Below are 11,566 nucleotides of genomic sequence, written 5' to 3'. Positions count from 1 at the left end.
AGTGTCGGAGAGCGCTTTGCAGGCCGCTCGTCAGGCCCGTTCAGAGCTCGGAGCAGACGCAAATCGTCAGGCGCTTCTGATGCGCGCCGAAGCAATTTGGAAGCGCTAAAGTGGGGTCAAGTCATAAGCTTCAGAATCTGTGGATATATTGCAGTTAAGGGTACAAAAACGCTACAGAACGCCGTGAATCCGCAAATTCTGATTTATTAGGGTACAGTGACACCAGGCGTTGACCTGGATACTGCAACGCCTAACTCGATACCACAGAGCGTGTGAGCTGCGTCGTTTTGCATATTTTGCCCTCTCAAAGTGGGGAAAAAGCACATGGGCGCATAAGTTCGAGTGCAGGTTTGTGTGCTGAGGGTGCAATGGAAATCGTCTGACCGACCTCCTCACCTGCAATGACACATCCAGTAAAGAATGCATCTTGCAAGGCTTGCGTGTGCAACGTCGCCCAGCCGTTCCTCAAGGATGCGCCGTAGTGCGCGCCATGCGGTTTCACGGACGTGATAACGTCTTGGAAGGGCGCCGACATGTCTTCGGGTTCAATCAACTGTGTCGCTTGACGTCGAATTAAGGTCATGCCGCGGGGCAAGAACCCTTCTGTCCATTCCCTATCACCCATGAATAAGGCCCGTTTTGAGCTGCGCTCGTCGAGATCGGAATAAACCCACAAGTGGCGAAGTCTATTCAATGCCCCAACTTCTGACAGCCAATAGCCGGCAAGCGGCAAATGTCTCGTAATGAGAGGCAGTCCTTCTGTCGCAAAAAAATCGAGGTAGCGCAGGGCATCGCCCGGCGCAAAATCATAGGTTCTAAGTTCAAGGATCATCTCATCAACCATATTGCCAGGGTAAGGGACAGCGTCATTGTCCAAACTGATACTGATTCGAATTAGTCTGCCGGCACGCTGTGGTCTACTACTATGAGCAGTTTCTTCGCGAGGCCTAACAGACTTCTTGTGTGGTCTTGAAGGCGTATTTTCCAATCACCAATATTGTTCTACGGGCGAGTCCTTCTGTGTACTCACAGAAGCATACGCGGGACTTCATCCGACCACTCCTTCTCAATCACCTGATTTCTTCCTGCACTCTCAAATGCGCGCAGTTTGTTGTGCAAAAAAAAGACTTTCAGAACCGTCCGTCGGAGTGGATTTGGTCTCTACCGCAACATGCCAGTCATCACTTTCTAAAGTGAACGTCCAATGTGCGGTGAAACGGGCAGATGCCGGATTTTCCGGATGAACACTATGATGCATGCGAACAAGACTTCCGACGATCAAGCCATGATAAGGGCCGCGGGTCTGGCCGTAATCGTCAACTGTGTTCAAAGCCAAAGCGCCGTCCTACATGATCCGGCGCTCCGAGCTGCTGGAGGCCGGGCGAATTTGCTCGGCCTTCAGAACGGGAAACTCCTGCGCTTGGCCGGGATTGTCAGGGATGGTTTCGACATCAAACTGGCGCACTGGCAAATCGAGCGGACGCGCTCCAGATTCAAACTTAGCACATCAGGCTCCGGCGCCGGCCAGATAGTCGGCCAGTATGATGTCGGCAAGGCCAGTCTGAGCACATGGCCTTGTCAATGCTTGTGCGCGCATTCGGTCAGCTCGATCTGGGCCGTGTACATCTGACCGGGAACCAGCGCCTCGGGCGCCACATGGCTTTGGTGATGCCATAGGTTGAGCGCGCGATAGGTGATCCGCTGCGACACAACCTCGGACGAGACATCGCATATAAGTTGTCAATCCAGAGGCGGCGTCATCTGTGGTCACAACAAACGAAAATGGGGGCTAGGCAGTCGCCCGGAAGCTGTTCGTTTCGTCAAGTCTCCGAGTTGGCAATCTGAAACTGACGTGAACGCAAACCAATTTGACCGAGCTAAAACTTGTATCGGAATCTGTTCAAATACTTCGAACTGCTGTGATCGCTCGCACAGAGTTAGCGGTGCAATGCGAGAGGTTGCGAATCCTTCAAATTCAGATCTGAATAGATAAGAACGCCGGAAAAACTAATCCATTCAGATGTTAGATAGTCAGTCCTGAAGCGCACCTCTCGCTACTACGTCGACGTTTTTCGCTTTGCTTGAAAACAGCTAGGGTTAGCTATTTCGCTACTAGGTCCAAATGGTCACGTCGGACGCAGCGCGTTGTGCAATAGGCAAGTTAATCCGCAGACCGCGTGCTTCCATAATCCAGGCGGCGACAATCGCGTACACGATATGTCCGAACAGCGCGACATAGGTGATCCCAGTCCAACCCAGAAAGGGTGCATTGCCAGTTACCAAGTGCGCCACGACGAACAGAGCAAAGACCCACAGAACTACACCATAAAGAGCCGCTGTGGCTACCCATGGCATCTGTGGCATTACGGCCCGTTGCAACGGCCGCGCAATAAGCGCCCAACCTAAGGCGTAAAAAACAAGGCCTGTTAGTGTGTGCAACAAGTAAGCTGCCCCGGGAGGGTTCACTCCGAAAATCGCGTTGATCGAAGCTCCTGCAAGACCGACGGGGGCCAGTTTGGAAAAGCCAAAAAGTGGGCTTAGCGCTTGACCAAAAATGTCAAAGGCAATCGTGGCAAACGCTCCGGCGGTAAGGACAGTAATAACCATTTGTTTGAGATCGAGTTTCATAGGGGTACCTTTTCCGTTGTTGGTGAACCGCAGATGGGCGAGGGACAACAAGTTTGGAACTTTTCCTCACGCGGTTGGGATGCCCAGCAACATTTACGCAAGGGTATTTGAAACATTGCTCCGAAATACGCTAACAATCTGGTGATCAGACTGTAGTAAGGTTACAAAAATCGATTTTCTCGGAAGAGTGCTCTGCCACGACTACGCGCGAAGTCATGCTCACGACTAGCATCTTTCGGATGTATCGCTCGCCTTTCTTCGTTATCTTACCCAGTTTCACTTTGCCTCCGGTGGACCTGTTTAGCGGGGTGAGGCCCAGCCAAGCGGCCAAGTCATGTCCTGTCCGGAACTGATGAGCATCATCTATTGTGGCGACAATCGCTGAGGCCGTGATCGGCCCGATACCGGGCATGCGCATCAACCTGCGCGCATCTGTATTGAGTAGTGCGTGATGCTCGATCATCTTGGAATACGCCAGAGGAATTGCTGCCCGAAGCCCGCAAATTAGCGGAAGGGATCGCATATAACCCTCCCAGGCAATTGCGCCTCGCCAAAAGGTTGTTGCGGGAAGGGTTGAACAATCGCCTCGACAGCGTTCTCGAACTTGCCGCAGTTTTTCAAGTGGCATGCCATCAGACCAAGGATCACGCCGAAGCTGTTAATGTTTTGCTTGAAAAAAAACGACCGGCAGATTTCACAGGTGATTAAGCGTCAAAACGTAGGCCGTATCATTTGGAACAAACAAAAACAATTGCGTCGTGAGTGTGACTTTTAAGGCCGCGTCTTCAATGCGCAATGCGATGGAAGTGGCGCAGATGATCTGCACGGATCAGTTGGTCACCCTGACCCACTGCACACGCGTCAGTAGTACAGGCTTCAAAACTCAGCTTTCAAAGACGAAGGCGCGCCGTGGGAGAAAGCTCAACCACCTTCAACCCACTGTTAGATGCGACGCTTACCTGTCCGTTGTTCCACGCATAGACAAGCACCACTGTTTTGCCAGTGTGGGCATCCTGCACCTCAATGATCGGTTCGGCTCTTTTCGCGCGCTCGCTTGTTTGCTGTGTCTGCATTTTCGTTCCTTGGTATCCAGCAGGTCCATTCCTCAAAACCCAACGTCAAGCGAAGGGTAGGGGCTTTCGACTGTTCGATTATTGCCAACCGCCCCAGAAAACGAAGCGAGATTTTGCTCAACTTATAGCTGAGTATCTCGACTCGTTGACAATCGCACGAAACGAAACGACACAAGACGAAATGGAACGAAACGAAAGCGTGGAAGCCATTGATCAAGCGCGGGAAATATCTTGTTCCTCCGCCGCACAACGGCAGCGACATCAAAGAGCTCTTTAAGTACTTGATGTCAGTCGGCGCTGGTCTACCGACTGACCAGACCGGACTACCAGTCGGTTCCTGGACCCCGGAACTTCTTGCGAGCACCATCTCGCAATTCGAAACCAATAAAACGGGCGTAGACCTTCGGACCGTTCAGCATTGGTTTCAGGACAATGACAAAGGCATTAGCGCCGACAACATTTATTGGCTGGCGCGCGTATTCGGCTGTGACGATCCTGACGCCATCACCGCGTGGAGGGCAGAACTCAATACCGCCAACAGGCGGTTGGCAACAAAGCGACGAGAGAAGCGGAGCATTCAAAAGCGCGGAGCAAACCCCTCTGATGGTGCTTCCAAGGGCGGCGATCAAGATACAATTGCGAATACAGGGAACCGCAATTTTTCTTTGGAAGCAAAGCGGATACCTGGACTGGCCGGGCGAACGGAGGCGATGTTCAGTGCTCGTTCTTCATTGGGTTTGCCTGCCGTCGTGTTCGCCGCCGCCACCGCTTTGGGGCTGATGTCGTTTTCATTGAACATTCACAGCATTTTTTTCGCACTTCCGACCGGTCCGACAAAGCAAGTCGGTTTTTTGTGGGCCCCGAATTGGACAGTTGTTTTCCTTATACTTCTGCCAATCTACTTCGCCGTGTTGGTCAATCTGTTAAAGCGGTGGAAAGAAGAATGGCGACCTGGCTTGGTAGCGAGGTTGAGCTCCACATCGCCACGCACAAACTGGGCAAGCAGGGTTACCACGATGTCCTATGTCTATTGGGCGGTATTTGTAGTGACCGTTTTGATAGCCTCAGCGTTCAACTGGGTGGAAACACATCTGATCCCTTTGCTGACAGGGGATGCAGGGAACTGGCCGGTGGATTGGGGAAGAATTGCAATCTTCCAACCTGATCTGGTTTCAGTTCCGAACGCCATTGTATTCTCCGGGTTCGTCTTTCTACTGAATGCTTTTGGGTCCTATCTGTTCTTTGCCGGCTTGATCGTCCTCTATACACTCACCGACGATTTCATCGATTTTTCTACGGGTGTCGCCCACGATTGGGCTGAAGAACCCCGGCGGCGTCTGGCAAAGATCGGCGACGCGCTGATTGTTGGAGTTTTCCGCTGTTGTTCCTTGGGGTTGATGATCACCATCTTGATGAAGCTGCAGGCCGGCTTCCTGCTCTCGGACGGCAGGGACATCGTTGGTTGGCTGGCAGCCGATCTGCAAGCCCCTATTCGGAGTAGTGGCCCACACTTTAACGGATACGGCTTCCATCAGAATGTGCCAGGTTTCTACTACAGCTTCTTCTGTCTGCTTGTGATTTTCGCGGTGTTTGTGATCTGCACGGCCAGAATACGTAAAGCGGTTGTAAACCTGGGCCTGCTGAATGGCGAGAAAGCGGAAAGAGTGTCCTTGATGATGATGTACGGGGTCCTTCTCCAGTTGACGGTGACCTATATGCTCATCGGTGTGTTTCCCGGCTTCACGGTCCTTTTGATTGCCACGCTGGTCTTGGCTGCATGTTTCCTTGCACGTCCCACCTTGGGTCGGCTGAACGCAACAAAAACGAGAGAACTAGATGCTTAAGACGATTGTTCTGGACAAAGCCCCCATTCATCCCGATGTCGCGGAAGGCCCATCCGATGTGCGCGCCTATTGGGTACTTGCCGATGACGGTGTTCGTCTCAGGGTGGCACATTGGCCTACAGAGAAATCCTCTATGGGCACTGTCTTCCTATTTCAGGGGAGAACGGAAAACATCGAAAAATACGGACGAACCGTCGAATATCTACATCGCGCTGGCTACACTGCGTTCGCTGTTGATTGGCGCGGCCAGGGACTTTCCGACAGGATCGCCGAAGATCCGATGATGGGTCATGTCGTCAGGTTCTCTGACTACCAGAAGGACGTTGCAGCCGCGGTAGAAGCGGCCAAGTCCCTTGATTTACCTCAGCCATGGTACCTCATTGGGCACTCTCTGGGCGCGTGTGTCGGCCTGCGTGCAATAATCGAAGGTCTTCCAGTTTCAGCATGCGCGTTCACAGCCCCTCTGTGGGACATTAACTTACCGACATTGCAACGGCTCGGAGCATGGCCTCTATCAGGCGCGTTTCAAGCTCTTGGAAAAGGCGCCACCTATGCTCCCGGTACTCGCGGAGAGAGCTATGTGCTGACAACGGATTTCGACGACAACCGACTGACACATGACCCTGATATGTACCAGTATTATCGGAACGTTTCGGAATCCCTGCCTGACCAGCAGATCGGCGGGCCCAGTATGTCCTGGTTGTTTCAGGCCCTCAAAGAAACTCGAGCACTTTCTAAGCAGAAGTCTCCCAGCATCCCGTGTCTCACGTTTTGCGGCGCTGAGGACGAAATCGTCGCAATTCCCGCAATCAAGGACAGAATGGTACGTTGGCCCAATGGGAAATTGGAGTTGATGCACAACGCAAGACACGACGTCTTGTATGAGGTGCCAAGTGTTCGCGAAAACGTACTGGCTCAAATTTGCGAGCTTTTCGGATCAACAAACAAAGACATGCCAACAGCGTCAACGACATAAGTCTTAGATGTCTAAGCCTTACTCAGACAGCCACTGTTTGTATTCGCTAGTATGGCACGAGCACATAGTCGTAGCGGCCAAAAATGTCCGACCACTCGACACCAACACCGCGGAAGTAGCTTGGACATTGTCGATGAAAAGGGAGCCACGAAGGACGCGGACCAGGTGCACGGTCGGACCAGCTGAAACTGGCGTTGTCGTCATATGTGCCGACATCCATATCTAAACGGGTTTCGCAAGGCCCTTCGCGTTCCCGCACTTTGTAGCTGTAGTGACGGACGTGCCACACCCGTATGGACCGGACTACATCGAAATCAGGAGCTGATAGATCCACGTTTGCCAACGTGGGCTCAGAAAGGGCAGGGGAACCGGCGTCGACAGTTGCCAACGGTTTTTCGCTTGTCCCAAGCGGCACCCATTTCAAATCATCGGAAACATCGAGCGACGACCAAGACTCTTGAGAATAAGTGACATCTATAACTTGAGGGGTCTTGCCGTATGTCCCGGGAAACTCAGGAAGCGGGTTGGCACTTGATGATTTGATGGCATCGAGACGCTGCATGGGTGACATGTCGGCAGAACCAGAAGTCACGCCCATTGGGCATCGCCAGAGTTGAAGCGGCGGTTCAACCGGCAGGGGGGTGATACGGCGGATGAACTCGGCCCGAGCGGCATTGCAATCAGGTGAACTCGGCCACCCTCCAGCAAGGCATAAGAAAATCGCACAGTCGATTGGGTAGGCGTAAGCCGAAGCGGTGAATCCAAGAGCGATAGCTGATGTGCATCCCAATAGCTTCAGTCGAAACATGGTGTGGTCCTTTCTAGCAACGTGATTTCGTGGATCGTTTGCGCTGATTTCTGCAAAAAAGTTAGATCATCATATTTTCTGTTTTGCAAATTTAAAATTTTGCAGTATTGAAATTACAAGATCAGAACTTTCGGAGAATTCGAAAGAATGCAAGAAGTCGTCCTATAGGGGGACGACCATGCCGCACAGAAAGAACTTTCCATTGATCACCCAAGGTGAAGCACGAGACCTTGATGCATCAGGTAAGGACTATGAGTTTCGGTATGACCTAGTCGAGCTGGGGCAAAATGGACGTCCGCAATATATTTGCATCTACCGCTATGACGGTAAGGATAACGTCCTCATCTCTGAGAGGGCGACTTCTCAGGGTGTTGTTCCCCGAAGACTGTCATTGTTCCCGGGCCTCTTCAATTTTCACAGCCGCTTCAGACAGGGCAGCGACATTACTCTGCACAACGATCTTACCATCACGACAGATGGTGTGCGGGGGCAGATCAACCTGGATTTCGACAAGGAAGAAGACGAGGACTAAGGTCGCGCCTCTTTCGGGACGGTCCGAAAGGCGTAGTAAGCAGTTTTCACTAATCGATGTTTTGGACCGAGTCTTTCACGGAATTGGCTTTGCTATTCCAGTAGGAAGGCAAGCCAGGTGAAAAAGCTTCTTTCTCTCACGGCTATACTACTCTGTGCAGCGCTGCTCGCAGATCTGGTCGGGCATCGGAAATCGACGTTGAGGGTGCCCGCCGCTGATGTGCTCGTCATTGACGGCGATACGATTGACCATGGCGATGACAGCTACCGGCTTGTTGGTTTCGATACCCCCGAAACTTACCGACCCCAATGTGACGCCGAAAATGCGTTGGCTTTGAAAGCCACGAACCGGCTCACGGAACTCATCCAAACGGCCGGGTACATCGACCTTGAAATCGAAGACGACGTCGACAGGCATGGCCGCTTCCTGGCGGTAGGTCAGGTGAATGGTCGCAATGTCGGCAAGATCCTCATTTCTGAGGGTCTCGCGCGAGAATACTGGGGCGGCCAACGCCAGTCCTGGTGCGCATGAACTGAAAGACTGGAAACTAGAATGCAGCAGGAGGAAACGAACTAAATCGAGCAGTTAACGGCCCTGTCGGTTGCGCCAACAACTGACAGGGCCAGAGACGCCCCAAAGCCATCCGGGGCAATTCTCGCGCATCAAGAGAAAACCGTAACGATGAAGAAAACAGCAAACCCCGACGCTGTTCCTAAAAAGGACAGCACAGCGGCGGAGTCAATCAAAATGACTTCGACCGAGAAACCTCAGCTCTGGCTGGTTTTTGAACCATTCGTGAATCTAATAGCCTGCAGGCTGTCAGACGCCTGCAAGCGCCGCAGTCGCGTCCCGTGTAATCCGTTTTATGTTAATTATGTCAGTAATGCTGACCTTCCAGGAATTCTGAACACAGCTTTGCTGCGCGTTGGTCCAACCGAAGTATGGCGAGTGGCAGCGACCCGGCAACTACTGATCCGAGAGCATGACCACGCCCGCCAGTCGTGTTCGCGCGCAGTGCAGAATAAAGGGAGCGGCGGCTGCTCACTCAATGTTCAGACCAAAGCCGAGAAGCCGCCGCACCAAAGAGATGAAAGGCCAAGCCCTTGACCCTCTATCTCTGGCAGAAGCCGCTTAACCCCGATAGTGCAACAGGTCAAACCTGCCTGTCACAGGCACACAAATCCGGTGATCGCGTTGAATGCCGATGTCGGGTTCCGGCGCCACCCATGTATGTCGCTGCCGTTGGTGGCAGGTTCATCGTCAAACGTATGCCCGGCACCGGGCCCGATCACGCGGTGGATTGCCCGTCATTCTTGCCACCAGAGGAACTGTCAGGACTGGCGCAGATCCATGCGGCAGCCATCGACGAAAATCCCGATGACGGTACAACCACGCTTAAAATCGGCTTTCCGCTGCGCAAGAACAGTAAAAGCCGTACCGCGCCGGAACAAACCGGTGCAAAGCCAACCGAGGCCAAAGCCGCACCGCGCAAGCTAACCATCACAAGCGTTCTGCAGTTCCTCTGGCACGAGGCGGACCTGGGCAAGTGGTATCCCAAAATGGAGGGCAAACGGTTCTGGGGTGTGATCCACCACGCCCTGCGCCAGGCGGTGTCGGGCAAGATCGTCAAAGGGCAGGATTTGTCCGGCATTCTCTATGTGCCGGAATACTTCAATCCTGAGAACAAAGGTGGGATTGCAGCCAGACGAAACCAGCTCTTCGCCAACCTGCGGCCAACGGGACGCGGTGCAACTCCATTCGGTCTGGTGGTCGCGGAATACAAATGGAAGGAATCCACGGCGCACGGGGCGCGGTTCATCTTCAAACACGCCCCCGATTGCGCGTTTTTTGCCGACAAGGACCTGTCCAAGAAATTCGACAAAGTGTTCGGGGATCAGCTGCGCTTTCTCGAAGCGACGGGGTCTGGTCATGCCGTAGTGATCGCCAGCTTTTCCATCGCCAAGGCGGGTTATCCCGTTCTGCATGAGATTGGCATGATGCTGGCCACAGATAACTGGATTCCGTTCGAAAGCCTGCGCGAACTGGAAGTGCTGAATGCGCTGACCAAACAGTCCCGCGCGTTTCAAAAGCAATTGCGGTTCAACCTGCCCATAGAGGCACCGATCGCCTCCGCGGTGCTGCTGGATACGACAGATCCGATTGCCCTCTTTGTTGCAGACAATCCCGACGATGCCCAGGCATTGGCGCTGCTCACCAGCGCCTCAGAGGACGGGCGGTATGCGAGCTGGTGCTGGTTCGATGACGGGCCGATGCGCCCGTTCCCGGATAGTGGCGCGTCCCCCTCCAGCCATCATTCACGATCACCGGAGGGGGGCAATGCCGGTCAGAGTGTGAGGCCATCACCGGTAAATGAGCGCCGCGCATCGGGCGATGAACACGACGCGATTTGGGATAGCCCCATTCCTCCTAAGGGAACACGCGACCATGGCTAAAGCCGCACTCGTCTCTCTTGTTTTTCTGACAACAGTTGGAGCCCCGGCATTCGCTCAGAATGACGAGGCCGCAATTTGTGCGGGTCGTGATGGCCCGATTTTGAGTGGAGGGCGCTTGCTGTGTGTGACCGCCCCCGCCCGCACCTGCCTGGAACCGTCATTCCGGGCAGGTGCAATGGTTTGCTTGCACTATGAGGGTGGCGGCAATTCTGAACAGATCGTCTCAAGGAGCGCAAGCCCGCGCGCCAAGGGCGAATGGGCAGCAGAGGCAGAACGCGCCGCCAAACGCCACGGTGTTCCGGTGCCGCTGTTTCATGCGCTGGTTCATCAGGAAAGCCGCTGGAACGCCAATGCGGTCAGTCCCAAAGGCGCACTCGGCTTAGCCCAGCTGATGCCGCCGACAGCCGCCGCCCTTGGTGTCGATCCGCTTGACCCGGTGCAGAACCTCGACGGCGGCGCGCGGTATCTCAAAGCCATGTTTCTGAAGTTCGGCACATGGCGGTTGGCCCTGGCTGCGTACAACGCCGGGCCCAAAGCCGTCGAACGCTATGAGGGCATCCCGCCTTACTCGGAAACCACCCACTACGTCGCAACCGTTCTCGAAGGGGCCGGGCTTCCGCCCGACGCCTGATCCTCTCAGTCCAAGGAGACTAACTTACATGAATCGCAACCCTCAAAACGTCGCCTTGCTGGCCGCGCTGGCCCTCGTGGCACTCAGCAGCCCGGCCATGGCGCAGTCGCTGTTTGACGCCCCGGTGTCCATCCTGACCCAGATCCGGACCTTTGTAACGGGCGCCAATGGTATTCTGCTCGGCGGGGCGGCGATCGCGCTTGCCGGTATCTCGGCCGCCAGCCCACGCGTGCCGGTCACATGGGGCCATTTCTTCGTCATCCTCGTCGTGCTGGGCATTTTCTACGGTGCGTTTGGCATTGCCGAAGCCATTCAGGGCTTTGCGACCTGATGAGCGATGATAACCGCATTTTCCAGGCGATTACCCGGCCTTCTGAGAGGGCTGGGATGCCTATGACGTTCCACATTGTGGCGCTCAGCATTCCGTTGATGACGTTCATCATGACGCAGGGCTTTTTGGGCTTCTGGGGGTTGCTCGCCATCGCCCCGTCTTATGCCGCCGCCCGCTGGATCGTCGGCGTCGATCCGTATCTTCCGGATCACGTTGCGACCATGGCCGACTGTAAACTGTTCACCCCAAACAAGCCCTACTGGGGCGGCAATTCTTACGCCGGAGACTGA

15 protein-coding genes are annotated in these 11,566 nt (G+C 54.2%); 9 read left to right on the top strand and 6 right to left on the bottom strand.

Annotated elements, in window-relative coordinates; all coding sequences use genetic code 11:
• Positions 1–304: 304 nt before the first annotated feature.
• The 5 genes from ACR0EV_RS22985 to ACR0EV_RS22965 all read right to left on the bottom strand — a co-directional run bounded on the left by ACR0EV_RS22985 (position 305) and on the right by ACR0EV_RS22965 (position 3,046).
• A complete protein-coding gene (locus ACR0EV_RS22985; RefSeq protein ID WP_480802224.1) occupies positions 305–832 on the bottom strand; it encodes an NIPSNAP family protein in 528 nt (175 codons plus the stop codon).
• 261 nt (positions 833–1,093) lie between these two features.
• Positions 1,094–1,336 carry a hypothetical protein gene (locus tag ACR0EV_RS22980; RefSeq protein WP_480802223.1) on the bottom strand — a complete coding sequence of 81 codons (243 nt, stop codon included), beginning with the start codon at positions 1,334–1,336 and terminating at the stop codon, positions 1,094–1,096.
• Positions 1,337–1,578: 242 nt separating this feature from the next.
• Entirely contained in the window at positions 1,579–1,710 is a 132-nt protein-coding gene (locus ACR0EV_RS22975; protein ID WP_480802222.1) for a hypothetical protein, read from the bottom strand.
• 402 nt (positions 1,711–2,112) lie between these two features.
• Positions 2,113–2,628 carry a hypothetical protein gene (locus tag ACR0EV_RS22970; protein WP_480802221.1) on the bottom strand — a complete coding sequence of 172 codons (516 nt, stop codon included), beginning with the start codon at positions 2,626–2,628 and terminating at the stop codon, positions 2,113–2,115.
• Positions 2,629–2,773: 145 nt separating this feature from the next.
• On the bottom strand, positions 2,774–3,046 hold the full coding sequence (locus ACR0EV_RS22965) for a transposase (RefSeq protein WP_480802227.1): 273 nt from the start codon (positions 3,044–3,046) through the stop codon (positions 2,774–2,776).
• 26 nt (positions 3,047–3,072) lie between these two features.
• On the opposite strand from ACR0EV_RS22965, the gene ACR0EV_RS22960 reads away from it, so the two are divergent.
• The 3 genes from ACR0EV_RS22960 to ACR0EV_RS22950 all read left to right on the top strand — a co-directional run bounded on the left by ACR0EV_RS22960 (position 3,073) and on the right by ACR0EV_RS22950 (position 6,521).
• Positions 3,073–3,336: a hypothetical protein gene (locus ACR0EV_RS22960; protein ID WP_480802228.1), complete on the top strand. Its 264-nt coding sequence runs from the start codon at positions 3,073–3,075 to the stop codon at positions 3,334–3,336.
• A gap of 574 nt (positions 3,337–3,910) precedes the next feature.
• Positions 3,911–5,545, top strand: a complete 1,635-nt coding sequence (locus tag ACR0EV_RS22955; protein WP_480802220.1) for an RcgA family putative transporter — start codon at positions 3,911–3,913, stop codon at positions 5,543–5,545.
• Positions 5,538–6,521, top strand: a complete 984-nt coding sequence (locus ACR0EV_RS22950) for an alpha/beta hydrolase (RefSeq protein WP_480802219.1) — start codon at positions 5,538–5,540, stop codon at positions 6,519–6,521. Before ACR0EV_RS22955 ends, ACR0EV_RS22950 begins: the two co-directional genes overlap by 8 nt.
• A 46-nt stretch (positions 6,522–6,567) precedes the next feature.
• Here ACR0EV_RS22950 and ACR0EV_RS22945 read toward each other — a convergent pair whose 3' ends face one another.
• A complete protein-coding gene (locus ACR0EV_RS22945; protein WP_480802218.1) occupies positions 6,568–7,329 on the bottom strand; it encodes a hypothetical protein in 762 nt (253 codons plus the stop codon).
• A 178-nt stretch (positions 7,330–7,507) separates the two neighbouring features.
• Here ACR0EV_RS22945 and ACR0EV_RS22940 point away from each other — a divergent pair, with 178 nt between their 5' ends.
• The 6 genes from ACR0EV_RS22940 (at position 7,508) to ACR0EV_RS22915 (ending at position 11,566) form a co-directional block, all read left to right on the top strand.
• Positions 7,508–7,861, top strand: a complete 354-nt coding sequence (locus ACR0EV_RS22940) for a hypothetical protein (protein ID WP_170717111.1) — start codon at positions 7,508–7,510, stop codon at positions 7,859–7,861.
• A 117-nt stretch (positions 7,862–7,978) separates the two neighbouring features.
• Positions 7,979–8,392, top strand: a complete 414-nt coding sequence (locus tag ACR0EV_RS22935) for a thermonuclease family protein (protein ID WP_480802217.1) — start codon at positions 7,979–7,981, stop codon at positions 8,390–8,392.
• A gap of 572 nt (positions 8,393–8,964) precedes the next feature.
• A complete protein-coding gene (locus tag ACR0EV_RS22930; protein WP_480802216.1) occupies positions 8,965–10,314 on the top strand; it encodes a DUF1173 family protein in 1,350 nt (449 codons plus the stop codon).
• The gene (locus ACR0EV_RS22925) at positions 10,307–10,945 is read left to right on the top strand and encodes a lytic transglycosylase domain-containing protein (RefSeq protein ID WP_480802215.1); all 639 of its coding nucleotides are present in this window, start codon (positions 10,307–10,309) and stop codon (positions 10,943–10,945) included. The genes ACR0EV_RS22930 and ACR0EV_RS22925 overlap by 8 nt, the downstream gene beginning before the upstream one ends.
• A gap of 28 nt (positions 10,946–10,973) precedes the next feature.
• Positions 10,974–11,276, top strand: a complete 303-nt coding sequence (locus tag ACR0EV_RS22920; RefSeq protein WP_480802214.1) for a TrbC/VirB2 family protein — start codon at positions 10,974–10,976, stop codon at positions 11,274–11,276.
• On the top strand, positions 11,276–11,566 hold the full coding sequence (locus tag ACR0EV_RS22915; RefSeq protein WP_480802213.1) for a VirB3 family type IV secretion system protein: 291 nt from the start codon (positions 11,276–11,278) through the stop codon (positions 11,564–11,566). Before ACR0EV_RS22920 ends, ACR0EV_RS22915 begins: the two co-directional genes overlap by 1 nt.

It is taken from the genome of Ruegeria sp. CF8, assembly GCF_056537285.1.
Note: the sequence above shows the minus strand (reverse complement) of the source record. Positions and strands in the feature narration are given on the sequence as shown.

Bases quoted from the DNA above. Each gene is read 5' to 3' on its own strand.
- ACR0EV_RS22985 (WP_480802224.1), bottom strand. From the start codon at position 832: ATGATCCTTGAACTTAGAACCTATGATTTTGCGCCGGGCGATGCCCTG.
- ACR0EV_RS22970 (WP_480802221.1), bottom strand. From the start codon at position 2,628: ATGAAACTCGATCTCAAACAAATGGTTATTACTGTCCTTACCGCCGGA.
- ACR0EV_RS22965 (WP_480802227.1), bottom strand. From the start codon at position 3,046: ATGCGCATGCCCGGTATCGGGCCGATCACGGCCTCAGCGATTGTCGCC.
- ACR0EV_RS22950 (WP_480802219.1), top strand. From the start codon at position 5,538: ATGCTTAAGACGATTGTTCTGGACAAAGCCCCCATTCATCCCGATGTC.
- ACR0EV_RS22945 (WP_480802218.1), bottom strand. From the start codon at position 7,329: ATGTTTCGACTGAAGCTATTGGGATGCACATCAGCTATCGCTCTTGGA.
- ACR0EV_RS22940 (WP_170717111.1), top strand. From the start codon at position 7,508: ATGCCGCACAGAAAGAACTTTCCATTGATCACCCAAGGTGAAGCACGA.
- ACR0EV_RS22925 (WP_480802215.1), top strand. From the start codon at position 10,307: ATGGCTAAAGCCGCACTCGTCTCTCTTGTTTTTCTGACAACAGTTGGA.
- ACR0EV_RS22920 (WP_480802214.1), top strand. From the start codon at position 10,974: ATGAATCGCAACCCTCAAAACGTCGCCTTGCTGGCCGCGCTGGCCCTC.
- ACR0EV_RS22915 (WP_480802213.1), top strand. From the start codon at position 11,276: ATGAGCGATGATAACCGCATTTTCCAGGCGATTACCCGGCCTTCTGAG.